This is a genomic window from Amycolatopsis sp. NPDC004368 (genome assembly GCF_053602515.1).
In genome coordinates, this window is the sequence record NZ_JBSGDT010000059.1 from 1 (window position 1) to 26,507 (window position 26,507).

29 protein-coding genes and 4 pseudogenes are annotated in these 26,507 nt (G+C 65.9%); 18 read left to right on the forward strand and 15 right to left on the reverse strand.

Features of this window, described 5'->3' with window-relative positions; all coding sequences use genetic code 11:
- From ACWEOE_RS40540 to ACWEOE_RS40550, 3 genes are all read left to right on the forward strand, one after another.
- Nucleotides 1–370: urease accessory protein UreF (locus ACWEOE_RS40540; RefSeq protein WP_452018897.1), on the forward strand; the 370-nt coding region annotated here is incomplete at its 5' end.
- Nucleotides 371–387: 17 nt separating this feature from the next.
- Complete coding sequence (ureG, locus tag ACWEOE_RS40545; protein WP_452018899.1) at nt 388–1,119, forward strand: urease accessory protein UreG; 732 nt, start codon at nt 388–390, stop codon at nt 1,117–1,119.
- Nucleotides 1,120–1,352: 233 nt separating this feature from the next.
- The gene (locus tag ACWEOE_RS40550) at nt 1,353–1,817 is read left to right on the forward strand and encodes an amidase family protein (RefSeq protein WP_452018901.1); all 465 of its coding nucleotides are present in this window, start codon (nt 1,353–1,355) and stop codon (nt 1,815–1,817) included.
- Between the two features lie 144 nt (nt 1,818–1,961).
- Here the strand turns inward: ACWEOE_RS40550 and ACWEOE_RS40555 are convergent, their stop codons facing one another.
- From ACWEOE_RS40555 to ACWEOE_RS40565, 3 genes are read right to left on the reverse strand one after another with little or no spacing between them, the layout of a single operon-like run.
- The gene (locus ACWEOE_RS40555) at nt 1,962–2,222 is read right to left on the reverse strand and encodes a DUF6510 family protein (RefSeq protein ID WP_452018903.1); all 261 of its coding nucleotides are present in this window, start codon (nt 2,220–2,222) and stop codon (nt 1,962–1,964) included.
- On the reverse strand, nt 2,219–2,971 hold the full coding sequence (locus ACWEOE_RS40560; protein WP_452018905.1) for a ferredoxin reductase: 753 nt from the start codon (nt 2,969–2,971) through the stop codon (nt 2,219–2,221). Before ACWEOE_RS40560 ends, ACWEOE_RS40555 begins: the two co-directional genes overlap by 4 nt.
- Nucleotides 2,941–3,546, reverse strand: coding sequence for a sulfite oxidase-like oxidoreductase (locus tag ACWEOE_RS40565; RefSeq protein ID WP_452018907.1), 606 nt, complete (start codon nt 3,544–3,546; stop codon nt 2,941–2,943). Before ACWEOE_RS40565 ends, ACWEOE_RS40560 begins: the two co-directional genes overlap by 31 nt.
- A gap of 224 nt (nt 3,547–3,770) precedes the next feature.
- Between ACWEOE_RS40565 and ACWEOE_RS40570 the strand changes: the two genes are divergently transcribed.
- From ACWEOE_RS40570 to gcvH, 3 genes are all read left to right on the forward strand, one after another.
- Nucleotides 3,771–4,211 carry a DUF5709 domain-containing protein gene (locus ACWEOE_RS40570; protein WP_452018909.1) on the forward strand — a complete coding sequence of 147 codons (441 nt, stop codon included), beginning with the start codon at nt 3,771–3,773 and terminating at the stop codon, nt 4,209–4,211.
- Between the two features lie 692 nt (nt 4,212–4,903).
- Entirely contained in the window at nt 4,904–5,563 is a 660-nt protein-coding gene (locus ACWEOE_RS40575) for a helix-turn-helix transcriptional regulator (RefSeq protein ID WP_452018911.1), read from the forward strand.
- A 297-nt stretch (nt 5,564–5,860) separates the two neighbouring features.
- The gene (gene gcvH / locus ACWEOE_RS40580) at nt 5,861–6,262 is read left to right on the forward strand and encodes a glycine cleavage system protein GcvH (RefSeq protein ID WP_452018913.1); all 402 of its coding nucleotides are present in this window, start codon (nt 5,861–5,863) and stop codon (nt 6,260–6,262) included.
- A 124-nt stretch (nt 6,263–6,386) separates the two neighbouring features.
- Here the strand turns inward: gcvH and ACWEOE_RS40585 are convergent, their stop codons facing one another.
- Nucleotides 6,387–7,550, reverse strand: coding sequence for a serine hydrolase domain-containing protein (locus tag ACWEOE_RS40585; RefSeq protein WP_452018915.1), 1,164 nt, complete (start codon nt 7,548–7,550; stop codon nt 6,387–6,389).
- Nucleotides 7,551–7,870: 320 nt separating this feature from the next.
- On the opposite strand from ACWEOE_RS40585, the gene ACWEOE_RS40590 reads away from it, so the two are divergent.
- Complete coding sequence (locus ACWEOE_RS40590; protein WP_452018917.1) at nt 7,871–8,089, forward strand: hypothetical protein; 219 nt, start codon at nt 7,871–7,873, stop codon at nt 8,087–8,089.
- Between the two features lie 443 nt (nt 8,090–8,532).
- Nucleotides 8,533–8,775 (forward strand): hypothetical protein, encoded by a 243-nt coding sequence (locus tag ACWEOE_RS40595; RefSeq protein WP_452018919.1) that lies wholly within the window; start codon nt 8,533–8,535, stop codon nt 8,773–8,775.
- 182 nt (nt 8,776–8,957) lie between these two features.
- On the opposite strand, the gene ACWEOE_RS40600 is transcribed toward ACWEOE_RS40595, so the two are convergent.
- Nucleotides 8,958–9,314: a nuclear transport factor 2 family protein gene (locus tag ACWEOE_RS40600; RefSeq protein WP_452018921.1), complete on the reverse strand. Its 357-nt coding sequence runs from the start codon at nt 9,312–9,314 to the stop codon at nt 8,958–8,960.
- Between the two features lie 97 nt (nt 9,315–9,411).
- On the opposite strand from ACWEOE_RS40600, the gene ACWEOE_RS40605 reads away from it, so the two are divergent.
- The 3 genes from ACWEOE_RS40605 (at nt 9,412) to ACWEOE_RS40615 (ending at nt 12,548) form a co-directional block, all read left to right on the forward strand.
- Nucleotides 9,412–9,960, forward strand: a complete 549-nt coding sequence (locus ACWEOE_RS40605; RefSeq protein ID WP_452018923.1) for a hypothetical protein — start codon at nt 9,412–9,414, stop codon at nt 9,958–9,960.
- A 378-nt stretch (nt 9,961–10,338) separates the two neighbouring features.
- Complete coding sequence (locus ACWEOE_RS40610; RefSeq protein WP_452018925.1) at nt 10,339–10,824, forward strand: hypothetical protein; 486 nt, start codon at nt 10,339–10,341, stop codon at nt 10,822–10,824.
- Complete coding sequence (locus tag ACWEOE_RS40615) at nt 10,821–12,548, forward strand: poly(ethylene terephthalate) hydrolase family protein (RefSeq protein ID WP_452018927.1); 1,728 nt, start codon at nt 10,821–10,823, stop codon at nt 12,546–12,548. The genes ACWEOE_RS40610 and ACWEOE_RS40615 overlap by 4 nt, the downstream gene beginning before the upstream one ends.
- 399 nt (nt 12,549–12,947) lie before the next feature.
- Here ACWEOE_RS40615 and ACWEOE_RS40620 read toward each other — a convergent pair whose 3' ends face one another.
- On the reverse strand, nt 12,948–13,400 hold the full coding sequence (locus tag ACWEOE_RS40620) for a hypothetical protein (RefSeq protein ID WP_452018929.1): 453 nt from the start codon (nt 13,398–13,400) through the stop codon (nt 12,948–12,950).
- 357 nt (nt 13,401–13,757) lie between these two features.
- Between ACWEOE_RS40620 and ACWEOE_RS40625 the strand changes: the two are divergent.
- A pseudogene (locus tag ACWEOE_RS40625) lies at nt 13,758–14,530 on the forward strand (integrase core domain-containing protein).
- A gap of 55 nt (nt 14,531–14,585) precedes the next feature.
- Here the strand turns inward: ACWEOE_RS40625 and ACWEOE_RS40630 are convergent.
- On the reverse strand, nt 14,586–15,227 hold the full coding sequence (locus ACWEOE_RS40630) for an EndoU domain-containing protein (RefSeq protein ID WP_452018931.1): 642 nt from the start codon (nt 15,225–15,227) through the stop codon (nt 14,586–14,588).
- Nucleotides 15,224–16,987 carry a WXG100-like domain-containing protein gene (locus ACWEOE_RS40635; RefSeq protein ID WP_452018932.1) on the reverse strand — a complete coding sequence of 588 codons (1,764 nt, stop codon included), beginning with the start codon at nt 16,985–16,987 and terminating at the stop codon, nt 15,224–15,226. Before ACWEOE_RS40635 ends, ACWEOE_RS40630 begins: the two co-directional genes overlap by 4 nt.
- Nucleotides 16,988–18,219: 1,232 nt before the next feature.
- Between ACWEOE_RS40635 and ACWEOE_RS40640 the strand changes: the two genes are divergently transcribed.
- On the forward strand, nt 18,220–18,450 hold the full coding sequence (locus ACWEOE_RS40640) for a hypothetical protein (RefSeq protein WP_452018934.1): 231 nt from the start codon (nt 18,220–18,222) through the stop codon (nt 18,448–18,450).
- Between the two features lie 62 nt (nt 18,451–18,512).
- On the opposite strand, the pseudogene ACWEOE_RS40645 reads toward ACWEOE_RS40640, so the two are convergent.
- The 6 genes and pseudogenes from ACWEOE_RS40645 to ACWEOE_RS40670 form a co-directional block, all read right to left on the reverse strand.
- A pseudogene (locus tag ACWEOE_RS40645) lies at nt 18,513–18,665 on the reverse strand (ADP-ribosylglycohydrolase family protein); the annotation flags it as partial.
- A 383-nt stretch (nt 18,666–19,048) separates the two neighbouring features.
- Nucleotides 19,049–19,234, reverse strand: coding sequence for a hypothetical protein (locus tag ACWEOE_RS40650; protein WP_452018936.1), 186 nt, complete (start codon nt 19,232–19,234; stop codon nt 19,049–19,051).
- Between the two features lie 226 nt (nt 19,235–19,460).
- Nucleotides 19,461–19,664 (reverse strand): serine hydrolase, encoded by a 204-nt coding sequence (locus ACWEOE_RS40655; protein WP_452018952.1) that lies wholly within the window; start codon nt 19,662–19,664, stop codon nt 19,461–19,463.
- Nucleotides 19,661–19,957, reverse strand: a complete 297-nt coding sequence (locus ACWEOE_RS40660; RefSeq protein ID WP_452018938.1) for a hypothetical protein — start codon at nt 19,955–19,957, stop codon at nt 19,661–19,663. The genes ACWEOE_RS40655 and ACWEOE_RS40660 overlap by 4 nt, the downstream gene beginning before the upstream one ends.
- A 190-nt stretch (nt 19,958–20,147) precedes the next feature.
- Entirely contained in the window at nt 20,148–20,630 is a 483-nt protein-coding gene (locus tag ACWEOE_RS40665; protein ID WP_452018940.1) for a peroxiredoxin family protein, read from the reverse strand.
- 36 nt (nt 20,631–20,666) lie between these two features.
- On the reverse strand, nt 20,667–21,434 hold the full coding sequence (locus tag ACWEOE_RS40670; protein WP_452018942.1) for an SDR family NAD(P)-dependent oxidoreductase: 768 nt from the start codon (nt 21,432–21,434) through the stop codon (nt 20,667–20,669).
- Nucleotides 21,435–21,553: 119 nt separating this feature from the next.
- On the opposite strand from ACWEOE_RS40670, the gene ACWEOE_RS40675 reads away from it, so the two are divergent.
- The 5 genes and pseudogenes from ACWEOE_RS40675 (at nt 21,554) to ACWEOE_RS40695 (ending at nt 25,819) form a co-directional block, all read left to right on the forward strand.
- The gene (locus tag ACWEOE_RS40675; RefSeq protein WP_452018944.1) at nt 21,554–22,174 is read left to right on the forward strand and encodes a sigma-70 family RNA polymerase sigma factor; all 621 of its coding nucleotides are present in this window, start codon (nt 21,554–21,556) and stop codon (nt 22,172–22,174) included.
- Entirely contained in the window at nt 22,171–22,398 is a 228-nt protein-coding gene (locus tag ACWEOE_RS40680) for a hypothetical protein (RefSeq protein WP_452018946.1), read from the forward strand. Before ACWEOE_RS40675 ends, ACWEOE_RS40680 begins: the two co-directional genes overlap by 4 nt.
- Nucleotides 22,379–23,677, forward strand: coding sequence for an outer membrane protein assembly factor BamB family protein (locus ACWEOE_RS40685; RefSeq protein WP_452018948.1), 1,299 nt, complete (start codon nt 22,379–22,381; stop codon nt 23,675–23,677). The genes ACWEOE_RS40680 and ACWEOE_RS40685 overlap by 20 nt, the downstream gene beginning before the upstream one ends.
- A 146-nt stretch (nt 23,678–23,823) precedes the next feature.
- Nucleotides 23,824–24,210 (forward strand): annotated as a pseudogene (locus ACWEOE_RS40690) (SUMF1/EgtB/PvdO family nonheme iron enzyme); the annotation flags it as partial.
- Nucleotides 24,211–25,642: 1,432 nt separating this feature from the next.
- A complete protein-coding gene (locus ACWEOE_RS40695; RefSeq protein WP_452018950.1) occupies nt 25,643–25,819 on the forward strand; it encodes a hypothetical protein in 177 nt (58 codons plus the stop codon).
- A gap of 200 nt (nt 25,820–26,019) precedes the next feature.
- Here the strand turns inward: ACWEOE_RS40695 and ACWEOE_RS40700 are convergent.
- A pseudogene (locus ACWEOE_RS40700) lies at nt 26,020–26,366 on the reverse strand (IS701 family transposase); the annotation flags it as partial.
- Between the last annotated feature and the right edge of the window lie 141 nt (nt 26,367–26,507).

Here is a 26,507-nt window from a genome sequence, read left to right on the forward strand (position 1 = left end):
TCGAAGCCACGTTCCGGACCGGAACGCAACTCGTGGCCGTGGCCAACCCGATCCCTTAGGGGCAACGATGATTCCGGGTGAGTGGTTGCTCTCCGGAATCCCGAGCGCATGTCTCGGGCTGCCGCGTCTGGAAGCGGTTACCGGAGAGTTGTTCGCGTTCTGCACGAACTGGGTCGCTGCTGCGATACGGCTGTCCTTGATTGATCACACGACGGCCCAAGCGGTGCTGCACGAGGTTCGTCCGGTGATCGCCAAAACCGCGTTGGTGGCCACCGACAAGGGGGTTCCGGACATCAGCAGCTCCACGCCGCTCCTGGACGTGATGGCGATGAAGGACGAAGAAATCGAAGTTCGGCTGTTCGCCAGCTGAGGAAGGAAACAAGCTCCATGGCGCCACATTCACACGGCCACGGCCACGGCCACGGCCACGGCCACGGCCACGGCCACAGCCACGACGATCTGTCTTCGCTCGCCGGGTTGCGGGCGCCCGGAGTCGCGCGGATCGGCATCGGAGGGCCCGTGGGTTCGGGGAAGACAGCATTGATCGAGGCCCTGGTCCCCATGCTCATCGAGGCGGGACACACACCGCTGGTGGTCACCAACGACATCTTCACCAGCGAGGATGCGAAGCACGTGCGGAAGACGCTGGCGGGAGTGCTGGATCCGGAGCGTGTGGTGGGCGTGGAGACGGGCTCGTGCCCCCACACGGCGGTACGCGACGATCCGACGATGAATCTCGACGCCGTCGACGAGCTGACGCAGCGATATCCCGACGCGGACGTCGTACTCGTCGAGTCCGGTGGAGACAATCTCACGTTGACCTTCAGCGGCGCTCTGGCCGACTACTTCATCTTCGTGATCGACGTCGCCCAAGGGGACAAGATCCCGCGCAAGCGTGGGCCCGGCGTGACCCATTCCGATCTGCTGGCGATCAACAAGATCGACTTGGCCGAAATGGTGCGTTCGGACCTGTCGGTGATGGAGCGCGACGCAGGTGCCGTGCGCGAAGGGCGTCCGTTCGTGTTCACCAACTGTTTCACCGGCGAGGGGCTTACCGAAATCACTGGTCGCATCGGCGAGGTGATCAGCCGTTTCGCTTCGACCGCCAGCGTGGGATGAACCGGCGGGATGACCTCATCCGGTGCACTCCGGCCGCGCTGCCTGCCGAACTTCTCGAGTTGGGCAGCCCGGCCCAGGCCGGCCTGGGGGTGGGGCCTCGGGAAACTGGGGGTGTTGGACCTCGAGTTGGCACCAAGGGGCGCCAGGACGAGGGTGTTTCGGCAGGACCAGCGTGCGCCGTTGCACATCTACCGCCCGGTATACCTCGATCAGGCGCGTTCTGGACCGTGGTGATGGCCGATACCGACCTGGCCGGGATGCGTGCGTTGATCGAGCAGTACGGCGACCAGATGTCCCCGAACGTCGTCGAGATCATCAGCAAACCGTGGACGGCCGAACAGCTCACCAGCGCGCGGATGACGTGCAAAGCAGTGCAGAACAAGATGTGGCGGCTCATGGCCCACTACGATCTGCTGATCACACCGACGCTGGCGGTTCCGCCGTTCCCCCTCTACACCCAGGGGCCGGAAATCGTCGAAGGGCGCATGGTTCCCTCGACCACGTGGCTCGGCTTCTGCTTCCCGATCAACTTGACAGGTCAGCCCGCGGCCAGCGTGCCGGCCGGTTTCACCGCGGGCGGGCTCCCGGTGGGTCTGCAGATCATCGGCCGCCACCTCGCAGACGGCGACGTCCTGCGGGCCTCGGCAGCCTTCGAGTCCGTGACGGCCTGGGCGGACCACTGGCCGCCTGTGGCCTGATCGTGCGCCGGCCCGGAAGCGCTCGCTCGAGGTGAGATCTCTCGGCTGGACCCGGTCGAAGTGGCGGTGTGCGGGCGGGACACCCGCGCACCGCCACTTCGCGTTGCTCGACACCACAAGGTGCCGGTGCGGCTCAGCCGACCGTCAGAGTTCCGGCTGATCGAGCTGCGAGAAGCCGGAGACGTCAACACACGCCATCGTTCCCTTTTGGACGATGACCATGAGGACGTTGTCGCAGCCGTCGCACCGGCCGACCACACCGGGAGCTTCGGCGTACACGCGCATCTGTGCGAGTGGACCACGTGCTCCGCAGGTCGCGCACGAACCTTCGGCGGTGGTCATTTCCGCGCCGAACGCCGCCCGTAGGGTGCCGGCGATCGCGTTGCCGTCCAGTGCGGTAGTCATGGTGTCTCCGTTCCGCCGAAGCGTTCTGTCTTGATCCGGTCTGCGTCGTGGCCGAGGGCCACCAAGATGTCAGCTGTCGCTTCGACGAAGGCGGTCGGCCCGCAGACGTACACGAGCGGACGTTCGGACGCCGGCCAGCCGAACCGTTCTAGGAAGTCACGATCTATGCGTCCCCGATGTCCGGACCAGCCTTCGGACTGCTCGCGGGTGAGGGTGATCCTGACGTCGACTTCGTGGTCTCCGTCTGCCCGATCGAGCTCGTCACGGTAAAGAAGCACCTGTTCGGTACGGGCCGAGTACAGCAGGCGCATGGGCGTGGTGCTTTCCGCGGCCAGGTGGTGGCGCACCATCGACCGGAACGGTACAACACCCGAGCCCCCAGCGATCAGGAGCGCAGGGCTGAGGAACTCCGGCTTCCAGACGAAGTAGCCCCCGACCGGCCCCCGCACTTCCACTTCGTCACCGACGCGGAGCTCGTCCACCAGGTAGGGCGAGACTTCGCCGTCGTCGAGGCGTTCGACCGTGAGCATCACGTGTCCGTCCCCGGGAGCGGATGCGATGGAGTAACTGCGCTCGGCCTGGTAGCCGTCCTCGGCCGTCAGGCGAATGTCCACATGCTGCCCGGCCGAGTAGGCCGGCCAGTCCGGTAAGTCGAGCACGATCGTCTTCGCGGTCGCTGATTCCGGGACGAGGTCGGACACTGTGGCCGAACGCCAATTCAGTCGCCGGCGTACCGCTGTTCCTGCCATGGGTCTCCGTAGTTGTGATAGCCGTAGCGTTCCCAGAAGCCCGGTTGGTCCCGCTCCCGCAGCTCGATGCCCTGCACCCACTTCGCGCTCTTCCAGAAGTAGAGGTGGGGCACGAGCAGGCGGACAGGGCCTCCGTGCTCGGGCGCCAGTGGTTTGCCGTCGAAGTCGTGGACCAGCCACGCTCGGCCACCGACGAGGTCGGCGAGCGGCAAGTTGGTCGTGTATCCACCTTCGCTGTAGGCGAGGGCGTAGTCAGCCTGCGGTTCGACCTCGGCCAGCAGGGTATCAAGTGAGATGCCGGCCCACGAGGTGTCGAGTTTGGACCATTTGGTGACACAATGGATGTCGACCGTGATCGGCTCACTCGGCAGGGCACGCAGTTGATCCCAGGTCCAGCGAGCGGGCCGGCCGACCGCTCCTCCGATCGTGAACGTCCATTTGTCCGCCGTGATCTTCGGTGTCGGGCCGGCCGACAAGACCGGGAAGCCGTTGGTGAGGTGCTGCCCCGGCGGCACTCGGCTCGCATCGACGTCGGTGCGGCGCTTGCTGTGGAAATTGCGTGAGATCGCCATCATGTGCATCCCTTTGGCCCGAGGCCGGTCACTTCGAGACTGTCTTCGTCGAGCTTCATGGCTGGAGTCTTGCCGTCACCGCGGTGCCTCGCGTCGGGGAAGACCCGAGTCGCCTCGCGTGGCTGGGGTCGGTGGAGTCCGGGACTGGGGAGTGCACTCGGGTCTATCCCGATGCGAACGGTCCCGTCACGCGCCACTCTCTCTCAAGCTGCGGAGAGGGAGGAATGATGGCGGACGACAGCGACGAGGTCGACGGGGTCGACATCGACTCGGGCCTGCTGGAACCGGACGAGAGCCTCGACGACACCGGCGTGGAGGACGTCCTCGACGAGGGCTATTCGCCACCGGAGCGCTCGTGGTCGCTCGGTCGCTGGGGCTTCACTGCGCGAGAAGCCGCCGGGCACGAGAGCCTCGGCGCCCGGCTGGCCAGGGAAGTGCCGGACACACAGCCGAACGAGGGCGACGGTGTGGGTGACACGACTGATACCGATGGCGAGCCCTACGACGCCGAGGTCGGCACAGCGCGTGCCGGGCGCTTGGCTGAGTTCGACGGCAGCTTCGACGACTATCAGTACCTGTACGGAGTGGATGTCGGCATCGACGGTGGGGCAGCGTCCGCCGAGGAGGGAGCGGTGCACATCGTTCCGGATGAGTTGGAACCGTTCTGAGATGGCGGAGTTCGCAGCCGACGGTCGGCGACGGGACAGCGCCGAGGTAGCAGTCCTGGAGATCACGACGCGGGGCGTTGTGCCCGAACCACGAGCCGTGACCCTGCCCGGCCACGCGTGCGAAACAATCGGCAGATGCCTTCTCCACGAACACCCTGCCGACGGCACCTCCGCAGATGGGGAATCGGGGCGGCGTGTGGTGATCTGCGGCGTCTTGGAGGTACGGTCCGCTCATGACGGGCAGGTCGATGTCGCCATCGCCGCGGCCGGCTTCGCGAGTCGGGTGAACGTCGACTACGGGCCTGGCTTCACACCAGTGGTTCGTGACAACATCTTGGCCGACGTGACGGCTGCCGGAACACTCCACCGATCGGCTGGGTCGTGGGTGCTGCGGTTGGCCTGGCTCGAGCCGACCCGTCGGGACTGACCGAGGACCTTTCGTGCTCCTTATCTGAGCTGTTCGGGCAATTCGACTTCCCAACCCGACCCTGCGGTAGCGTGGAAGCACGCTCGGCGGGTCACCCCCTCCGCTCCCGCCGAGGGCCGCGCGGCGACCGGATATGCCTGGGGTTCGGGACATTCGACGATCGCACAAGGATTCGTCAAGAAATCCTCGAAATGATCTGTGTGCGAACGGGGAGCTGACTGCGGTCGCCGATCTCATGGGATCGCGGAAGGGCTGAGTCGACCGGATGGACCGACCGGGAGAGACGATGCGGCGATGGCAAGCGCGGCCGGTGCCGGTTACCGTCGAGATCGACGCGGGGAACGAGATCGATTTCTGGGGACTACGGGCAATCGTCCGCAGTGATGCCACCGTGCAATTACCGAAGCTTGGTGTCCAGCCCGATGTGCTGGTGTACGCCGTGACGTCCGTAACCGAAACGGATGTCTGTCGGCTTGAGGAAATGGCGGCACATCGGAGGCTCCCGGTGGTTCTCGCAGCCGACGACGTCGAACAGATGATGCTTTCGCGGATGGCGGACGTCGGCGTGGTCGGAATCATGAAGCGAGCCACAATGAACCGCGGCGATCTCGGCATGAAGATACACGCTGCGGCGTGGAGCGTCGACACCACGTCGTTGGACCGTGGGTTGGTCCGCTCGACGATGATCGAGAAGTTGCGCAGCGAAAGTGCGCGCTCGTCCGACGCGGTCACACCGCGCCTCAGTGCGCGCGAAGCCGCAATCCTGCGTCTGCTGGCGGACGGCGCTGACACAGCTGAGATAGCGAAGAACCTGAGCTACTCCGAGGCCACTGTGAAGAACGTCTATTGGGCGCTGTCCAAGCGCTTCGACTTCCGCAGCAGGGCGCACGCCGTTGCCTTTGCCGTGAAGGCGGGAGTCGCGTGACTTGGTGCCAGGCGACGAGAGGAGCCGGCGCGACTGGATCTTCCGCTAGAGCAGCCCGGCACGGATCGCGAACGCGACAGCCTACGTGCGATCGCGGAAGTCGAACTTGCTTGAGATCGACGTGATGTCCTTCTTGACGGTGCGCTCGGAGTAGGCCAGGACGGAACGTAGAGATGTTCCGGTTCGGCCAACGTACTGAGAAGTTCGAGGAGTTGTCAGGGTTCAGGCCACCGGCGAGCGGACCTGTCTCAACCTGACTCGAATGTGAATCACCGCGCAAGGAAGGGATTACAAGTCGTGCCCGAAGTCGACCCCGAAGTCAAGTACACCGCTCAGCACCAGTGGCTCCGGCTGCTCGAAAACGGTTCCGGACGCGTGGGTATCACTGACTTTGCTCAAGAGTCGCTTGGTGACGTCCTCACTGTGACCTTGCCCGGAGTCGGGGACCGAGTCGTCGCCGGCAAGCCGTTCGGGGAGATCGAGTCGCCGAAGAGCGTGTCCGAGGTGTACGCCCCGATCTCCGGTGTGATCAGTTCGGTCAACAGCCTTCTCGTCGACAGCCCGGAGATCATCAACGACGACCCGTACGACGAGGGTTGGTTGGTCACACTCGACATCGACCCGAACGTGGAGAACGTCGGTTCGGAGGGTACCGGGCTGATGACCGCGGAGGAGTACCAGCGGTTCACCGACAGCTGAATTTGACCGCGGTGGCTCGTGCGCGGCTCCTGGGTTGCGCACGAGCCACCGAGTCGCCCCGTCGCCGAATCTCTGAACCCAGCACGTCAGACGGCGCACGATCAGCCGGGCTCGGCTGAGGTAGTCACATCGCGAGATCTGCCAGGCAGGTGTAGGCCGCTTCGACGAGGGCCATCTTGCGGGCATCATCGCGCGGAAGCGGACCCATCCGGTTCATGACGTAGCTGAAACCGATGCCGTTCTCGGGATCGGCGAACGCTGTTGAACCGCCGAAGCCGTCGTGGCCGAAGCTGTGGGAGTTGGGGCCGAAGCTGCGCTGCCGGCTTCCGAGGGTGAACCCCAGACCGAACTCGTTCTCCAGCCCCATCACCAGATCAGTGCAAAGTCCCTGGCTGGTTCTGCCTCGTTCGATGGTCTCTCGGCGAAGCAGGCGTTCGGACCCGTCGGCGAGGGCGCCGTATATCGTCGCGAGACCGTGTGCCGTCCCATGGCCGTTGGCCGCGGGGATCTCGGCGACCCTCCATCGGGCCAGGTTGGCGTCCTCGGGCCGCGGCTGGGGGTTTGCCAATGCGGCAATCGCTGCCCTGAGCGAGGGTGCGGGGGGAGCGGCTCCGCTCATTTCATCCGCCGATGGCCCGATCAGCATCGAGCAGCGGACGAGATCTCGGGGTTCCAGACCGAGGTGGACATCGGCACTCATCGGGCGCGCGACGCTGGCTCCGAGGAACTGCCCCACAGTCTGTCCGGTGATCCGCCGGATGACTTCGCCGACCAGGAACCCGAAGGACAGGGCGTGGTACCCACTGGTGGTTCCCGGTTCGAACAGGGGCTCCTGTGCGGAGAGCAGGAGGGTCATCTTGTGCCAGTCGAGCAGATCGTCCGTTGTCACACGATGTTCCGGCGAGACTCCGGTCACTCCAGACCGGTGGGAGAGCAGCCAGCGGACAGGGATGTCGGTCTTGCCTCCGGCGGAGAACTCGGGCCAATAGTACGCCACGGGCTTGTCGACATCGAGGTCTCCGCTCTCGGCCAGCTGCAATGCGCAGATCGCGACGAGCCCTTTCGTCGTCGACCAAAGATTGGTGAGGGTTCCGGGCTGCCAAGCGGACTCGCGTTGCTCGTCGGCCCATCCTCCCCACAGGTCGACGACAGTCGTGCCGTTGTGGATGACGGTCACCGCGCCGCCCAGCTCGCCTCGATCGGTGAAGTTCTCGCGGAAGGCTTCTTCGACCCTTTCGAAGCCTTGCGCTACCTCTCCTTGAACGGGTGCGGTCGGGGCGGACGGCATGGGCAGTTCCTCCGGTCTGGACGGTCGTGTGCTGTCGAGCACGCAGTTGTTCGCATGGTGCCACGCAGTGCGGCGGAGGTGGGGGGAGTGGCACGAGAAAATCGGAAATTTCGGCCACCAGGACAGACGCGAACGGTGGCCGGCTCGGAAGTTGATCCGCGCAAGCGCGGTCGAAGGTGCACCGGTGTCAAACATCATTCAGGGAAGTTTGACCGTTCGGGTGACAACCGTCGGCCTTCAGGACAAGGTCGTCACGGTACTGATTGATCGTCGCGCCCGCTCGGGTAGTTCTCGTTCGACCGGCAGAAAGGAAAGGTTGCATGCCTGAGAAGAAGCGTTTGCACGTCATCCCCCGTACCTTCGGCGCGAGCGTGGTGCTCCTCTTGGTCGGCGTGATCTGCACCGCCGAACCGATCATGCGGCTGAACACCGAGCAGGTGAAGACACCGATCCTCGAGGTCTTGTGCGCCGTGGTGGGTGCGGCGCTGATCATCACTGCCGTTATCGGCATGGTTGCACCCCGTCTGCGGGGGAGGTGAACCAGGCCGAGGCAGCCCCGTTGACTGGTCGAGCACGAAGCCGCATTTGGGATCACTGTTTTGATGTGCTGACCAGTCAGATTGCCGAGTAGCACCGGCGGTGCGGCGTGTCTTGGAGCGAATAGGCGAGGTCTCCGGTAGATCGATCAACGACCAAGAAGATCGAGAACACCGGAGACCTCGTGTTCACCCAACGGCAGCGCGGCGAGCCGATCTGACCGACGCGCAGTGGGCGATCCTGGAACCGATGGTGCCTGTCGGCAAGAAACCCGGCCGCTCACTGCTGTGGAGTAAACGCCAGCTTCTGGGGCGGCATCCGCTGGCGGGACCGCGTCGGCTCGCCCTGGCGTGATGTCCCACCTGTGTACGGCTGCTGACAAACCGTCTGTGGCTTGTTCCGGCGCTGGCAGCGTGCCCGGGTGTGGGCGGTAATCCTAACGGCGTTGCAGACCCGGGCGGATGCTGCCGGGTTGATCATTTGGGACGTCGGTGTCGATTCCACAATCAGCCGGGCCCACCAGTACGCGGCAGGTGTCCGCATCGACGGCAATCTGGAGAAGGAACCGCCGCGTGGTGTGGGCGAGCTCGAGCCGGCCGACCACGCGCTCGGCCGGTCGCGGGGCGAGTGGATCACCGAGCTGCACCTGGCCACCGAGCAAGGCCACAGCCATCGCCACACGGTTTGACAATCTCACAGTCCGCTATGAGGCAACGGTGCACGTCGCAGCGATCAACGGGTGGCGTGTTCGGCCACTTCCCTATCGCGACGAGGGCGCGCAGGTCCTGACCGACGGCGCGACGGTCGGTTGTGGCGTCGTGTCGAAGAACTTCGGCAGGATGGGGTGGTGGTGGTGGTGGTGGTGGATGGTCAGTCGAAGTGGATGTCGAGCCGCCTGATCAGACCGGTGGCATCGAGCTGCGCGACGTCGGTGCCCTGAGCGGTGAAGATCTCGCCGGTCTTGCGCAGGCCCACGACGCCCCAGCGGGTGGATACGGAACCGTCGGCGGAAGTCTGCTCGGGAGTCCAGGCGTGATGCAGCTTGTCGTTACGGCTCAGAAGTGCTGTGAAGAAGCCCTCAATCTGGGCCGTGCCACGATAAACTTCGCCGGAACCGGTCGAAACCACGGCATCTGGGGTGAACACGGTCAACAACTCTTGCGGCGAACGCTGGCCGGCCACGGCGGCGTCGCTGATCCCGAAGTATTTCTCGAACACTGCGTCCATGGTCAGCCTCTTTTCTTCGCTGGGAAACGTCAGCTCATACACAACCGTACGGACTTCGAGCACGCATAATGGCTGATCTGGTGAGATGATCTGAACTTTGGACGAAAGCGCCAGGTTTGTTGGCCTTTCGGCTGGTGCCCAGAAGCGCGGCGCCATCATCCGGCTCTGTAGAGTGACATCCGTCGGTGGGCTGTCTATCGATGGTCCGTTGCCGGGACAATTGGCCTGCTCATCGCAGCGCTCGGTATCTGGACGACTCCGGGCTCGGGCGCTGGATGTGACTCAGACCGGCGACCGCGTAGTCTGGCGCGTGGACACCGGATCGGTGTCCCACGGATTGGTCGGGACCGATGGACACGGACGGGACTACACCACCGCCGACACCGTTCTGATCGCGCTCGACGATCAGGGTGCGACCTGGCGTGTCGCCTGGCGCGTCGATCCGCACGACGACATCACCGAGGTCCCGGCAGGTCTCGCCGCGGACGGCACGGTCCTGCTCGGGTCCGACGGCCGCGCCGAATGGGCATACCGGCCTGACGGAAAGGTGCTGTGGGGCGCGCCCGCCTACGGGTACCACCCGCACGGCACGAGGGGCTCTGATCAACCGGATGCCGTTTCGTGTCCACGTGAACAAATTATTTAGTAGCCCCGCCAGTTGGGCGTCGAATTGTTGTACATTCAGCGAACACTGAAGCGATCATCGCAATCGACTTTTTTCAAAGGTTGGAAGGTTTAGGCGATCATATCTTCGGCTGTTCGCAAGAATTACATGGGTGCTGCTGGCCCATTGGCGATGCTTTAGGGCGTCGGCCGTCCTCAAGGGGGGGAATAGGTTGAGAAAGCGTCGAGGGACGTGCTCTCGACGTTGTCTGGCGTGGGCCAGGTGAGGCCAATGGTGGAAAATTGCCGGCCGACGTAGAGGTTTGGGACAGAACACGTCGAGCCGGTACCTGGCTGTTTCCGGATTCAGAATCGAGAGGATGAGATGCGAAGAGGAACCGGATTGCTGACTGCTGGCTTGGTGGCTGTCGCCGTCACGCTGGCCGGAATCGGCATCGCGTCGGGTGCGGCCGGGCCCGCTGCGGTGAGCGTACCGCGGGCGCCGAAGGTGTTATCCGCCGATGCGGATGACGCGCCGGTCGAATTGCCCTCTGACGTAGCTGTGCGGATGGTCTCCGCCCCCCAGGGGCGGTTGCTGGCGCGGGGGTCCAGGCTCGCCGTCGACACGGTCGTGCTGCCCGCGCCCGAACGGCTCCGGCCGGAAGCCGCCGCGGTCGGCCAGGTCGTGAGGATGACCGTGTTCGGCCACTTCCCCTACCGCGACGAAGAACCAGAGGTCCTGATCGACGGAGCGCCGGTGGGTCGCGGAATCGTGTCCAAGGACTTCGCCAGGATGACGGTCGCCGTCGAGGACCCGGCGCGAATCCACGACGGAGCCGCTGTCTCGGTCGAGTTCGGCGACTCGCCGGCCAGTCCGATCGGCGCGCTGTCGGAGGTCGCCCGATGAAGCGGCGCTTCACTCTGCCGGCGCTGGTTGCGTTGGTGTTCACTTCGCTGGTCTCGCCCGCGACCGCTGCTCCCGCCGCGGTGCCGGACCCTCTCGCTCCCGGGCCGCACAGGGTCGAGGAAGCTGGTTACACGCTGGGGGATCAAGCGTTCCAGCCCACCGGCTTCCCAGGCAAGGTGGAACTCACCGCGGAGGCCTACTACCCGGCGGACACCGGGAACGGTCCATACCCGCTCGTGGTGCTCCTCCACGGCCGCCACCCCACCTGCTTCCCGGAAGACCCCGATCAAGAGACTGGCGATTGGCCCTGTCCGTCGGGGATGAAGCCGATCCCGAGCTACCTCGGCTACGGTGCGCTGGGAACTTCGCTGGCCAGCCACGGGTACGCCGTTATCTCGATCAGCGCGAACGGCATCAACTCCGTCGACAACCAGGATACGTCCTTCGGCATGCCTGCTCGTGGCGAGCTCGTGCTCAAGCATCTCTCGCTGCTGCGTGACTGGCAGGCGTCCGGCACGGGCAGGTTGCCGGCCGCGGCCGTGCGGTCGTTCGACCTCGGCCGGATCGGCCTCATGGGCCATTCGCGGGGTGGTGAGGGCATGGTCAACGCCATCGAGCAGAACGCTCAGCTGGCCTCACCGTTCGCCATCCGCGCGCTGTTCACGCTGGCGCCGACGGACAAGGAACGCCGGGTTCCGGAGGGGTTGCCGGTGGGCACCCTGGTGGGGGACTGCGACCAGGACGTCAGCTCGCTCGAGGGTGTGCACTACTACGACGACGGTCGCTACCGTCTGCCGGACGACCGGTTCCCGCGCGAGCTCGCGGTCGTGGGCGGTGCCGACCACAACTTCTTCAACACCGTCTGGAGCCCAGGTGCGGACGGTGGTTTCGACGATTGGTTCGGTGCCTCGGACTCTCCGTGCGCCCCGGCGTCGCCGACCCGACTCACGGCTTCCCAGCAGGTCGACGTCGGGACCGCTTACATGAGCAGCTTCTTCCGGTACCACCTCGGCGGCGAACAGGCTTTCGCGCCGTTGTGGAAAGGCGCGGCGGGCGCTCCGGCTTCACTGGGTGCCACCAAGGTCGATGTCTCCTACCACGCGCCGTCGGCGACCGGGCAGCGCGAGGACGTCTTCCGCTTCGCCACGACAGCCCACACGGTCGCCAACGACTTGGGCGGAGCGGTCACGCTCGTGGGCGGACTGAACGCGCGACCCTGCGGCGGTGCGTCCACTGATGCGTCGGCGTCGTGCCTCCAGTCGGCGCAGACCGTGGTGCGCCGTGAGCCCCACCGAGGCTGGGGGCTGCTCGGGGTGAGTTCGGAGGAGTTGTCCTGGACCACGCCCGGCGCATCCCTGGTCAACGCGATCCCGACTCAGCACCAGGATGTTCGGCAATTCGGTGCCGTACGACTGAGGGCCGGCGTCGACTTCACCAGCGGGGCGAACCCCACGGGCGCCGCGCAGGACCTGGACGTGGTGCTCACCGATGCCTCCGGGCACAGCAGTGCGGCGAGGGTGAGCCGCTTCAGTGATGTGTTGGACTACCCGAAGAAGAGCAGCGATCCGAACGAGACCGACCCGCATCTGCTGCTCAACCAGATTCGGATTCCCTTGTCTGCCTTCATCGGTGTTGACCTGGCCGCAGTGAGGAGCGTCAGCCTGGTCTTCGGCGCGACGTCGCACGGAGCGATCGTCGTTGCGGACCTGGCCCTGACTGACTGACCGGCGGGTTCGCGCGACGGCTGCAGGGCCGGTGGTGGGCGATCCCGGCCACCGCCGGCCCTGGAGCACGCTGTTTCAGGCGTCGAAACGTCAATCGACAGACGTCACATGGTGAGGTCGAAGGCACCTTGATCCGTACGCGCCGGCGAAGACGGGAACGCCCGGCGTGGGAGGCTGGGCGTTGTCGCCACGCGCTGAGTCAAGCTCGAGCGAAACCAACGAGCTTGAGTGCCGCTTGTGCACACAGCAGGGCGGGAAGCGGCGACCAGGACGGCCTCTCGCTTGGGTGCCCTGACAAGCCGGCGGGCTGGTCGGTTGATGCGTTCCCTCCCGGCTGCTCCGCTGCGATAGGGGTTGCGCGACAGGTGCCGCCCAACCCCTATCGTCTCGCCTCAGCCGCTAGTGTCGACGAGCCGCGATGTAGGCGTTGGACTGCGGCAGGAACGCCAGTATCAGCGCGATCACTGCGGCCACCGCGCTCAGGTAGCCGAGCGCCGTGCCGCCCCGGCCGATGATCAGAGACAGGACCTGCAGCACAGTCAGGATCGCGAGCACGATCCGCGCCCAATTCTTACCAGCCTTGAGTTTCGCGGCCAGGCCCGCATAGACGAGCGCGATCACCACCGCGATCGCGACGGCCACCCACAACCCCACGTTGGCTGTCTGCTGGATCTGCTGATCGGTCGCCTGGCCTTGGTCGGCAGTTCTTATGGCATCGACGAGGTCCTGCTTGTTCACCACGAGGAAGATGGCGCCGACGACGGCCACCAGAGTGGAAATCAGGTACAACCAGAAGGCGCCGAGGATCGTGCCGGGCGTGGGATTTTCGGTCAGTGTCGTGTTTTGGCTCATGGAGATCAAGTTAAAAGAATGGATGTCACGCCGCACAACGGAATGATCGTTCGCACCAAATCTCGTACCTGCGAACGAGGCGTCGCAGGCGCAGCTCGTTCTCAGGGATGAGCTGCGCACGGCGAACTCGGGTGACTGGGCCGACACCGCGCCAGGTCTTCTGCCGCCGACGGGTCGCGTCAGAGGAAAGCTGGCCGAGGCACAGCCGATTCTGTGGGTCGCCGATCAGGTCGAGGATCTGGCGGTCGCGGGTCATGACGGCGGTGACGTGGGCGAGGGCCCGGGAAGAGGGACGGGTCTCTCGGCGGCAGGATGAGAAGTGCGACCAATCCGTCCGCCGAACAGGAAGACCCGTCCGTGCACGACCACAACGCCCCGCTGTCTGTCGAGGGCCGCAGCCGGCTCGTGCAACGTTGCCAGGCTCGCCCGATCGCCCACGTTGCCGCCGAGACGGGCATCTCGCGCCAATGCGCATCGAAATGGGTCAACCGCTGGCGCCGCCACGGCGAAGCCGGCCTGCTCAACCAGCCGAGCGTCCCGCACCGCCAGCCACCGCCACCCCCGCCCAGGTGGTTGCCCGGATCGAGCAGCTGCGCCGGATCCGAAAGTGTTCCGCCCGCCGGATCGCCACCGGGGCCCCGCTACACCTACCTGCACGTCGCGATCGACGGCGGCTCCCGCCTGGCCTACACGGAAGCCCTGCCCGACGAAACCGCCCGCACTGCGATTGGGTTCTTCCATCGGGCCCGGGCGTTGTTCGCCCGCACGGCAGACCCACATCCACCGCCTGGTCACCGACAACGGCTCCTGCTACCGCGCAGGCGACTTCGCCACCGTTCTCCGCGGTGCCCGCCTCCAGCGGATCACGCCCTTCATCCCACGCCACAACGGGAAAGCCGAGCGCTACAACCGGATTCTGGCCGAAGAGTCCCTCTGCACCCGCGCCCTGGACCAGTGAAGCCGACCGTACCGCGGCTCTGACCGTCTGGAACGTGCATTACAACTGTCATCGGCCACACGCTGCCGCCGCAGATCGGCGACCGACGTCGAGGCTCCGCACCGGCGACACCGACGTCATGGCGTCATGCAGCCGGCCTTGGACGGATGCGCCCGCGCGAGAAGGTGAGTGAGCAGGGTGATCAGTGTTCACCTCCTCGACGGTCCGTAGCGTAGGCGGCGTCTCCGCTACGGACCGACCACAGGGAAGTAGGTCTGCACTTCACCGGTCTTCGGATCGAAGTATCCGGCGAGCTCGAGCCCACGCCACATTCCGGACCAAACGCCCGTCTCCGGGTCGCGGACGGCCGTTTCAGACTGCCAGGCGCCGTTGCCTGCAGCGCGTACCTCGTCTTCAGACCACTCCGGCGGAAAATAGGTGTAGTTGACGACGAAGGGCTTCGCTCCGTCGTCGGGGTGGACCTCGAAAATCCGAACGGCTGCCAGCGGATAGTCCGCAGGCCTGGCCAAGCCGGAGTATTTTGCGGTTCCGATGAGGAACGACCGCAACCCGTTGAGCACCGGCCAGAACACCGACTGCGGAACGACGCAGCGTGACCACCGGCCGTACCGGCTCTCGAGTACGACCAGATCGTTCAAGAAGTCCAGGGTGCAACCGTTTCCGATCATGGTCATTCCTCGGCGCCGGCAGTCCTCCAAAGCCCCGCCGAGCTGGTCCAGGACGGAGATGTTCGGCTGTGCGTCGGTGTACAGCCATGCAGCCAGGGGCAGGAACTCCTTGGGCACCATGATCCGCAGTCGACGGTGCTGGTCGACTCCTACTGAAACGGTTTCTCCCAGCTCGAATGGAGAGGCCAATGCGTTGGTCATCGTGGGGGGTATCCAGGAGTGAAGGGCGCGGGCCGCGGCGGGTACTGGCTCGAGTTCGGGTAGTAAGTGGCAGGCGTCACGTTACTGGGATACTGCCCTGGAGGAGTCGGGCGTCCGTTGGCGTAGCCAGAGAAGTTGATCGTGTTGCCTGCGTTCGGGTGGTTGCCCGACCCGTCACCGTGCAAACTACCCGGGACGCCGCCGGGCTTGTCCCAGATCGGTGTGAACGGGATCTGTGCCTGACCTTCCCACGAGTAGTTGCCAGGCCTCCCCAAGGGCGTCAAGCCACCGTTCGGATGTCCGCCGTTCCACGCCTGGCCGCCGGTGTTCTGGACCATGCCCGGATTCATGCCTTCCGGAAACATCGTGCTCATCGGCTTGTAAGCCGGCCCGGGGGGAAATGGCTTGCCGTTCGGCCGGTGAAGGGGTGTTGTCATCGTGGGGTCGTGCAGTTCGTAGACACCATTCGGCAGAGGGTAAGAGCCGTGTGGCCCGGAGCCGAGTGGAGGCCCTCCGGCACCCGGATAGACAGGCCCGTGTGTAGGAAGATAGGGAACGCCGCCGCTGACTCCAGCGCCGTGCCAGGTGGGCCATTTAGCCCCGGGGGCCTGTGACGAGTAAGGCATTGTTCCGGCGGGAAGGTCGTTGCTCAGCACGTGGCCACCGGAGAAGCCCCAAGACGACGACTGGGGTGGACGGGGAGGCTTGAGGTTCCCGTAGATCACGTGGTCGTTCGCCGAAGACGGGACGGGTACTCCACCGTAAGGTGGCTGATAGGGGGCACCGGGCGAAAGGGGCAGGTCGTCGTCGTACGAGCTCGGTGGGCGGTAGCCACCCGAAGCCGGCAGGTTGGTGCCCGAGCCGGAGGGGCTGTTCGTGGTGACGGACGGGCGTGGGCGGGCCCTGCTTCCGGGTGCCCGGCTCACGTTCGTCGCGCCACCGAGCAGCATGTTCGGTTTCGGTGGCGGGCGCAGCAGTCCTGGTCCGGTCGGGGTGGAGACGGTGCCGCCCTTGATGCTTTTCAGCGCGTCGGAGACGCCGTCGAAGACCTTGCCGGTTTTGCCGAGCAGCTGAGAAAGGGTCTTGAGCGCGCTGATCAGCCGTTTGACGAGGCCGGCGATGTCCGCGGCGGTTTTCGCGACCAGTTGGACGACCTGAGGAACGACCCACGTCAGGGCGATCCCGAGGGTAGCCAGCACCTGTAGGGCCCACGACACCATGTGGGCCACGACCTTGGCGATGGTGTCGCGAACGAGGGCGCGCACGGAGGCAACCAACTCGCCGGCGGTCTGCACCCCGGACGCGGCACCGGCGGATGCCTGGCTCGCGGCGCCCAGTAGCTGGGCCAAGTCCTGGACTTGACGGCGGTACGCATCCGACGCCCCACCTGTCCAGCCCTGCAAGTCGGCGTTGACGGAGGCCGCCAGATCCTGGCCGATGGCGGTGAGCTCTTGCGAGACGTTCTGCCACGTCTGCGCGTTCGCCATGACCTGATCGGGGTTGCCGGCCAGCTTGTCCAACATCTCTTTCAACGGGCCGACGTGCTCCAGTAGCCAGCCGACACCCGCCTGGAGGATCGACCCGAAAGGATCCTCGACGAACGCCAGCGCATCCATCGCCGTTCCGGCGATCCCGAGTACCCCGGACGCCCAGTCGCCGTTCCCGATGCTCGTCGATACCGACTGCGCATCTTCAAGCAGCTCGACACCGGAAAAGGCGGTGGTCGAACTTACTGGCTGGGCCACCAGTGGGTTGCTCACGAACACACTCCCTCGTACACATCAAGTCGGCGACGAGCTTGCCTTTTCGGGGGTCATCGACGCTCTGAACCACGCGGCCGCCTTCTGCTTTTCTTCAAAGGGGTTGTCAGGGAGACGACCGATCGGCAGCCGGTTCGACCGTTCCGACGCTATCACCGTGACTTCGTGGAGCAACTGGTTCAGGCAGTCGTCACCGGGAAGTGGCGGTGATTTGATCGAAAGTTGCTTATATACGGTTCAGAAGTGCCGCGTTGATCCTGCGTCTGAAGCGCACCGCGACGTCTTCGACTGTCTGGTCGCGGGCGGGTGCGCGGTCACGGTGGTGGTCGTCGCGTGGCTTACCGGTCGGTCCGGCGGCAACCGCCGGCGGCTGCGGGTTCTGCGGTTGAGGCGTGCGTCACGGCACTGCTGGTCACCGTGCGGTTAGCGTGCGAGGAGGAGGTATCTCGTGTTGGTCATGTCCGGGAAGCCGCCGGTCCTTCACTCGGCACGGCGTCGGCGGGCTCGCAAGCCGCTTGTCGGACGATCGCTGTTGCCGCTTTCCGCTTGGGCGCGCCACAACGCGCGCGCGGTCCGCGGAGGCACTCCTGCCCTGTGAACGTTCCATGCACTACTGGGAAATTCACTGATGCGATGGCTGGCGGCGGTCCCTTCGACACGCATGCCCTCGACAGTGGTGCAGTGCCGTCGCGTGGCACCGCGAGATCGGTGCTGGCAAGCGGAGGGGTGTGCGTAGCGAAATCTGAAACCTTCGAGTGAACGCCGGTGGATTACCAACGCGTCCGTGACGCGGTCGCTGCCATGTGGGATCGGGAAATCTTGCCCAGCCTCGCTGACCTACTTCGTCTTCCGGCCGTCTCCGGCAGTTGTGACTCGAAGTGGCAGCAGAATGGCTTTCTGCGACAGGCAGCCGAGCACATGGCGGAGTGGCTCCGCCGACAGGATCTGCCCGGAGCGATTACGGAGGTGATCGAGCTCGAAGACAGGTCTCAACTCTTGCTCGTGGAGATCCCAGCGTCGCAGGGCGTTGCCGGCGAAGATACCGCGTTGCTCTGCGGTCACCTCGACAAGCAGCCGGCGTCCGAGGCCTGGTCCGAAGGGCTGGGCGCCTTGGAGCCGGTCTTCCGGGGTGATCGGCTTTACGGCCGCGGCTCAGCTGATGACTGCTATGCGGGTTTGCGGCGACCGCGGTCGTCAGCGCGATACAGGCCGCGGGAGCCAGGTGCTGCCGGGTGGTCATCCTTCTCGAGACGTGGGAGGAACCGGGCAGTCCGGATCTTCCGGCCTATCTGCTGCGGGACCGACTGGGGCGAGCGACCTTGGTGACATGTCTGGATTCTGGTGGCGGGGTCTTCGAGCGTCTGTGGGCGACCAGGAGCCTGCGAGGCATCCTCCAGGCGACGCTGACCGTTGCCATCCTCCGGCTCAGCTTCCGGCGGTCATCGATGGTGGTCGTCGAGTGATCAAATCCGAAGAGGGCCGAGCGGGTCCGATCGCGGAGCGGATCGATGAAGCGGGCGGGAAGGCCGCATGTGCCCAGGAGGACGCCGGCGACGGAGCCGCTGGTTGCCCCGTTGGAATCAGTGTCCCAGCAGCCCTGCACGGTCAGCCCCACGGTACGGGCGTAATCGCCGTCGCCCCACAACAACCCGGCGACAACGAGCGCTGCGTTGTGCAGCGTGTGTGCCTATCCGCAATGGCCGTAGCGAGTCCCGATGTGAGAGAGGGTGCTCTCCCAACTCTTGCCCTTCGAGTGCTGGTCCATCACGTCTCGGACGACCTCGGTGACCCGTTGATCGCGGTGGCACGTGTTTCAGCGAGCTTTCGAGTGCCTCTTGCGCTGAGCCCGCCGTGAACGCACTCGCAACCAGCGCCGCCGCCCACATCGCGCCGTAGCTGCCGTTGGCGGTGTGGGAGAGCGAGGCATCTTGAAAGCGATCAAGGCCGCTGCACGGGGGTTGCCCGGGTGGACCAACCGTGTATGTCAGCGCGGATCTGGGCGCCAATCCATTCGCGGTAGGGGTTGCGGTGGGTTGCCGTCTCGGGCGGCTCGAGACTAGATCAGATTGCGGTAGGTGGCCAGTTCTGCCGTGTGGACCTGAGGGAAGGGCAGAAGGAGCAGTCAGGAATCGGCGACGTGTTCGGGCTGAGCGCGGCGCCATGCTGTTCCAGCAGGTGCAAGCCGAGGATCGAGTAGTCGATGTCGTCGTCGCGGTCGGAGCCGTCGATGTTGTCCCGGGTGCTCAAGAGGCAGTCCTCTCGCAACCGGAATCTCTCCGGCAGAGGATCCAGCACCTGGATGTAGTCCAGGAGGGGTATGCCCCTGCGGCTTCGAGGCACTCCTTGAAGTGCGCTGGGGTAAGGTCCGCCCCGAGCTCCACGGGTTTGCCGAGGTTGCAACCTGCGATCCGGCCCAGCCAGCCGGCTCGGATGTCGGCCTTGCCCCCGGCGGCGAACTCCGGCCAATAGTGCGCTACGGGCTTGTCGACGTCCAGGTCGCCGCTTTCGGTGAGTTGAACCCGCAGATCGCCACCAGTCCCTTGGCGGTCGACCAGACGTTGGTCAGTGTCTCCGGCGGCCAGGGCTCGACACGTTCCTGATCGGCCCAGCCTCCCCAGCGGTCGACCACCGTCGTGCCGTGAATGACGACGGTGACCGCGCTGAGGCGATCGATCAGGTGAGCATCTGCATCCCGCCGAAGAACGCCACGGCGATCACTCCTGCGGCGAAGCCGACCAGAAGAGCGGCCCCGAGCTGCGGCCGCAGGCGGGCCCCGGCGTAGGCCAGTCCCAGGGTGAGGATGAGCCACGAACCGATGAGCGCGAACCCGCTCATCATCGAGGCGGCGAACAACGCCATCACCCTGGCCCCGGCCGCGACGACGAGCGCGGATCCCGCGGCCGCGACCGGGATCGCCCAAGCTTTCCGATGGGTCTCCGTGTGGCGGACGGACTCGTGAGAACTCTGCACGGCAATACTCCTCGCAACGTAAGGCACTGCTCGTAGTGTGCCTCCGATCACCCGTGAAGATCCCTTACCGTCGTCTAACGCCTCCGCAACGCGTGGTCGTGGACGTGCCGCGGTTCGGGGCCGGGCCGTGGCCGCGCCGATCGCGGTGATCGGCGCAGCCACGGCAGCCGTTTCCGGGGCCGTCACCGGGTCAGCTCGGCTGGTGCTCCCGCACGTACCGGATCATGCCCAGGACGTCGTCGGGCACGAGCCTGCCGATGGCGCCGCTCGAGTAGACACTGACGAGGATCTTGCCGTCGGGATCCAGGACGAACCCGGTCGACTCGACGTACTGCGGATCGTCGTGGACGAAGGCGCCGGTGGCCTTGGCGAGGGCAGTTGCGTCGGCGCTGTGGCCGACGGGGAACGTCAGCTTGTGCTTGGTCACGAGTTCCTGAGTGGTCGAAGCGTCGTCGACGGAAAGCGCGACCACCTTGATGTCCAGCTCGGCGAGCCTTTCCTCGGCGCGTTGGAATGCTCGCAGCTGGGCATTGCAGTAGGGGCACCAGGAACCACGGTAGAACAGCACGACGGCGAAGTGGCCGGCGAGCTCGGCGGGCAGCGGGTGCTCGGCGCCGTCCACAGTGGTCAGGGTGAGTTCGGGGAACCGGTCCCCGGGCTTGAGCAGTGGCATGAACTGTTCGTTCCTCGTTCGTGTGGGGGTCTGTGGTCAGGAGGCCGGCGACGGCTCGTCGGCGACGTCCCAGATCTCGCCGGTGGCCTCGCTGGCCAGCCGCGACAGCAACGCGCCGGCGGAGGCTTGGGGGGTGATGAGCCGGCCGTTGCGGTAGTTCTCGTGGAAACGCCGGTGGAGCTGTGGGATGTCGGCTTCGTCGCGAGAACGGATCCACGCTTGCATCGCCGTGTCGACGGAGCCCGGGCGGTAGACGTTGGCGGTCACCCCGCTCCCCGCCAGTTCGGTCGCGAGGTTCAGCGTATGCGCCTCGAGCGCGGCCTTTCCCGTCACGTACGCGTTTCCGCCGATCATCCCTCCAGGCGTGGCGACGATCCCACTCGACACGTTGACGATCCGGCCCCAGCCGCGGTCGACCATGGCCGGGAGCGCGGCGAAGGTCAGTGCGGCCGCCGCCACCACGTTGGTCGTCAGAGAGGCGACCCACTCGGCGGTGTCGATCCGCGCGCTCGGCAGGAGCGGCGCCACCACGGCGGCGTTGTTGATCAAGATCTCGAGGGGGCCGTAGATCTCTCGGACACGGCGCACGGCCGCGTCGCGGGCGGCTCCGTCCGCCAGGTCCGTGGGGAGTTCGAAAGCTTCACCTCCCTCCGCGCGGATCAGCTCCACCGTCTGGGCGACCTGGTCGGCCGACCGCGCGAGCACGGCGACTCGCGCACCACCGCGCGCGAGCCCGAGGGCCATCTCGCGGCCGATCCCGCGGCCGGCGCCGGTCACCAGCGCCGTCCTACCCTCGAAGGGCATACTGCCTCCTTTCCTCGAACCGCCGGTCCTCGCATAGCGGACCTCCCCTGCCTTTGCGTCCCGTCCGTCGCCGGTCTTACGTGGCGTCGCCGAATTTCTTCAAGGTAGAGTTCGCCGACGTGGATGCGGAGTCGGCCGAGTGGGTGCGATCGCTCTCGACGAGCGCACGCGACCGCGAGGCGGCGATCGCGCGGCTGTTCGCAGACCTGCTCAGGATCGCGCGAGCCGAATGCCACCGCCGGGCAGCCCGGGCCCGCATCGGAGCCAGTGAAGTCGACGACCTGGCGCACCAAGCGGCCACGGACGCCGTTGTCGCGGTGCTCGCGAAGGTCGACGGCTTCCGCGGCGAGAGCAAGTTCACGACCTGGGCCTACAAGTTCGTTGTGTTCGAGGTATCGGCCACGCTCGGCTGGTACTTCCGGCGGACATCGCCCGTCGGCTGGGAGATCGAGGACTGGTCCACGGTGCCGGATCGGTTCGGGCTGGTGCCCGAGCAGCACGCCGAGTGGAGCGAGTTGCTCGGAGGGCTTCGCAAGGCAGTGCACGAGGTACTCAGTGAGCGGCAGCGCAGGATCTTCGTCGCCTTGGTGCTCAACGGGGTTCCGCTCGACGCGCTGGTGCAGGAGCTCGGCTCGAACCGCAACGCGATCTACAAGACTCTCTTCGACGCGCGGCGCAAGCTCCGGGCTCGGCTCGTCGAGGACGGACTCCTGCACGAGAGCGGATCGAGACCGTCATGAGCGATGTGAACGCCCTGGTGCGCCTCCTCGAGACCGATCCGCGTGACAGCGGTTGTGACGAGGCGATGGCGCTGCTGCACGTGTACGCGGAAGCTCTTCAACGGGACCAGAACGTGGGTCGGCTCTACCCGCGGATCGCCGCGCACCTGCGCTCGTGTGGCCCGTGCGCCGAGGACCTCGAGGGGTTGCTGCGCGCCATCGGAGATGAGCGGCCTGCGCGGTGACGGTTGTCAGGCTTCCGTAATCGGCTTCCCGGCGTCGGGAAGCCGAAAGATCACTACGTTCGCGGTCATGGTGTTGCAACGTTCGATGTTCGCTTGCGTTTCCCTGGCGGGGCTTGCGCTGCTGATTGCCTGTGCCGCACAGCCGCAGCCTCCGGCGAGTTCGCCTTACGCGGCAGCGAGCACGTTCGTAGTGCCCGTGCAGCCGGCGGGGACAGGGACGTGGTCGCCGTGGCCGTCGGCATTGCACGACGCTCGTCATTCGGGCGCGGGGGCGACCGAGGGCCCGACGCGGGGTGTCGTGCGCTGGAAGCGGAAACTGGAGGGCGCGACGACGGCCGGGCCGGTGGTCGGGGCAGACGGCACGATTTACATCTCTTCGAACGCGGGCGTGCTGCACGCGCTGGACCCCGCTGACGGCCACGACCGGTGGGCTTACGACTCGAAGAACCCGGAGGGCGGCGATCTGTCCATTTCCCCGTTGGTCCTGCCGAGCGGTGTCGTCCTGGTCCCCAGCGGCCGGCAGCTCATCGCGCTGACGCCCGCTGGCAAGCCACTGTGGACAGAGACATTCTCGTCACGGCTGACCTCGCCCGTGTCGACGGACGGGAAGCGCGTCTATGTCGGGAGCGGGGACGGTACGGTCTCCGCGCTCGACGTGACCGCCGGAGGCCACCGCGTGGTCTGGGCTGCCGCCACGGGCTCGGTTTCCTACGGCTCGGTGGTGACCGACGGACACGGGCGGGTGTACACCACCGCCGACACCGCGTTGATCGCGCTCGACGACGACGGCACGACCGCACGCGTGGCCTGGCGAGCGGACCCGCACGATGACCTCACGGAGGTCTCGGCGGGTCTGGCTCCGGACGGCACGGTGCTGCTCGGTACCAACGGGCGCGCCGAATGGGCGTACCGCCCGGACGGGAAGCTTCTCTGGCAGGCGCCGCGGGTGATCACCTATTCCTCGCCTGTCGTGACAGAAACCGGCCTGGCCTACGTCGCCGACCACAGTGGCGTGGTGCACACCTTCGACGTCCGTTCCGGCCGCGAAGAGGTCCGGTACGGGCCGATCGGCGCGCAGATCTGGAGTTCGACCGTCCTCGACCGGTCCTACCGGCTGTACTTCGGCGGCGAAAACGGCCACGCCTACGGTTACGATCCTCGCGGCCGGCGGCTCTTCGACGTCGACCTCGGCGGCAAGGTCGACAGCTACCCCGCCTTGACGGCCGACGGCGCACTCGTGGTCGGCAGCCGGAACGGATTCGTCACAGCCATCGGTTGACGCCACGAGTGGACGAAGAACTCTCGCGTTGGTGCTGCAGGCGCACCACCGTCGGATTTTCGCGGGACTCGTTGGCGGGCGGAGCGCGATGACGGAGGTGGCGGTCGTGGGTCTCGGCCGCTGCCGCGTTTGTCCCGGCGCTGTTGATGACCGTGCGGTTTACTCTGCCGGTAGGAGGTTTTCGTGTCCCACGTTGTCCGCCGTCCCGGTCGTCCGGTGTGTCGGTTGATGTTCCGCGCGGTCCGGCGAGCAACGCCGACGGGCTGATCGTGCTGCCCGGCGGGGTGTTCCGGACGGGTGCCGAAGACGCGGATGGGTTCCCCGACGATCGTCAGGGTCCGGTGCGTGAGGTCACCGTCAAGCCATTCGCGATCGAAGCGTATGCGGCGACGAACGCGCAGTTCGCGGAGTTCGTGGACGCGACGGCGTGTTGCTCGGAGGCCGAGAAGTTCGGTTGGACGTACGTCTTCGCGAAGTTCGTGCCCGCCGCGTTGCGCAAGGGTGCGCCGCGGCCGCAGCAGACGCCGTGGTGGATCGGGGTTTCGGGTGCGTACCGGCGGGTGCCGGAGGGGCCGGGCAGCGACGTCCGGGACTGGCCACGCCCGGTGGACGATGCGTTGGAAGCCAGTGATCAACGCGTTTTCCATCACGTTCGGTGACCGCTGGCCGGGAGTCGAAACCTATTGATCAACAACGCCGGAAACACCGATCACGGATAGACCCCTCGGTCGAGTTCCTACGTGCTCCGAGTCGGTGGCTGATGCACGTCTTGTGGAGAGTGTGAGAAGTGGTCTACTGGCGTCAACGGCTGCTTTGTAGGGGATTCGTGTCGATGCCGAGGGGCTCGACGGAAACGGGTGACCTGATCGGTGGAGTGCCGGTGTTCGGGTCGTGTGCGCAAAGGGTCAGCCCACCGAGCGTGTCGGCGAAGCTGCGCTGACCCGTCGCCGCCCGCAGGTGATCACTTCGGCCGTGTCGACCAGCGTCTATTTGAGTCATGCGTCGGAGCGGCGGCCGGGTGGTACAGCGCACTCCGAGCCGTTAGCGACGCTCGCCTTCGAAGCCCCTCCGCGTGCACTTATCGCAGCACGTCCTGCGGGGAGTGGTGGTCGGCGGCGAGCTCGGCGAACAGACCGCGGAAATGCGGGACGGGTCTGGCCTTGGCGGCGCGAGTAGTCGAGCGCGACGCACGTCGTAGGGCTCGTCAACCAGCGTGGTGGTGCCGACCTGGAGCAGGCCGAACGCGTGGAACGGGCTGGCGGGTCATCGAGGGGCGGCGCGACGGACCGAGGTGGCCAAGCTCCTGCCTCGCTGAAACCTGCGGACAGTCGACAGTCTTGGTCCTTTCGTTCATGCCACGCCCTTCAGCGAGATTGGTGGCGGTCAGCTGACTCTGTGCATCGACGGTGTCGCCGTGATCGACCCCTTCTTGGGCGACGGCACCTCGAATGGTCGGATGCCGCTGGTGTGTTCCCGGACGCGAACAACAGGCCGCGCGTGCTGCGATACCCCTGTGACCTCCACTGAAACAGTGTGGGTGCCGGGCTGGCCAATATGCACCAGGCAGCCGACCAGTTGGCGAGTGCTGGCTGAGCGCTCTAAGTCTCGCTCATCTGACTTCGCTGGCGTCTGGCCCGACGCCGAGGCTACTTCGTGACGCGCGCAGCAGCGCCGCCTCGTCCCCTTGCTGCTCTGCAACCGACAGTCGCCTCGTCATCAGCCCAAGGACGAGCAGTTCGACCTGAGGCTGCCACCGACTACCGCGAAGTCACCGAGATCAGGAGATTCCCATGGCTGTAGGGCCTGAGCTGAAGCCCTCGTCGCCACTCGCACACGGAACTACCCACCCACACCACCAGCCCGCGCCGCCGCCCATAGCCCTGCTGCAAGGCGGACCCGGCAAACCACGCCGGAGCCCCCAGACACCGCCGTAGCATCCGCCACCGTCCTTCCACCGGAGACGCCGTGACCTCCCACCAGACCTCATCAGCCCATTTGGCCATTTCGCATCGTGAAGCCGTGCTCATCGTCCTCGTGCTTGCGGTCGTGCTCGTCGCCTGCACGTCAGGCCTCGCAGACGCGTTTCTGCTCGTCGTCGCAGCCCTGTTCCTGTCCTCGCTCAACCTCACTGATCAGCGATGAAGCCAAGTTCGAGGCGAGGACGTTCGGTCCTCGATAGCGATGGGCGGCCCGATCCGCCTGCCGGTGAGGTGGATCGGCGGCCGGGACCCGTGCCCCTGGGCGTTGCGTTAGATTAGTACTGCAGCGGCAGTTAGGTGAGTGGGTAGCCGCGTCGATTGTAGTGGTTGAGCCGTGCTTGGTTTTGTCGTCGGCGGCGCCAGTTCCCCTCTTGTGACGAGGGATCGTGAGACGGCGATCCAGGCGTGGGCGAGCATCGACAGGGTGATGTGGGCATACCGTGCCCGCCACGACCGGACCTGATACTGATCCAACCCGGCCTCATGCTTGGCCTGCTGGAACACTCCTCGAACCGCCACCGACTGCCGGCGATCCAGGCCAGGTCCAGCAGCGTCGAGCGGCGAGGTCCGTAGCAGACGTAGTAGGCGATCTCCGTCGGATCGGTGATCGAGCGGCGGGCAAGCACCCAGTGACCCCGCCCGGCCTGCCAGCCGATCCGGATCGGCACCCGCGCCCGTTCATACTCCCGCGGCCCAGCCGGAGGCTCTCCCCACATCAACCCGTACTTCCCGCTACCAACGTCCTGGCCGAATACACCTAGTGTCCTGAGTCATAATTTCGGGGCCAGTGGTTAGGGTGTTGTGATGCCGAATCCGAAACTGCCGCCGTTGGTGTTGAGTGACGAGGAGCG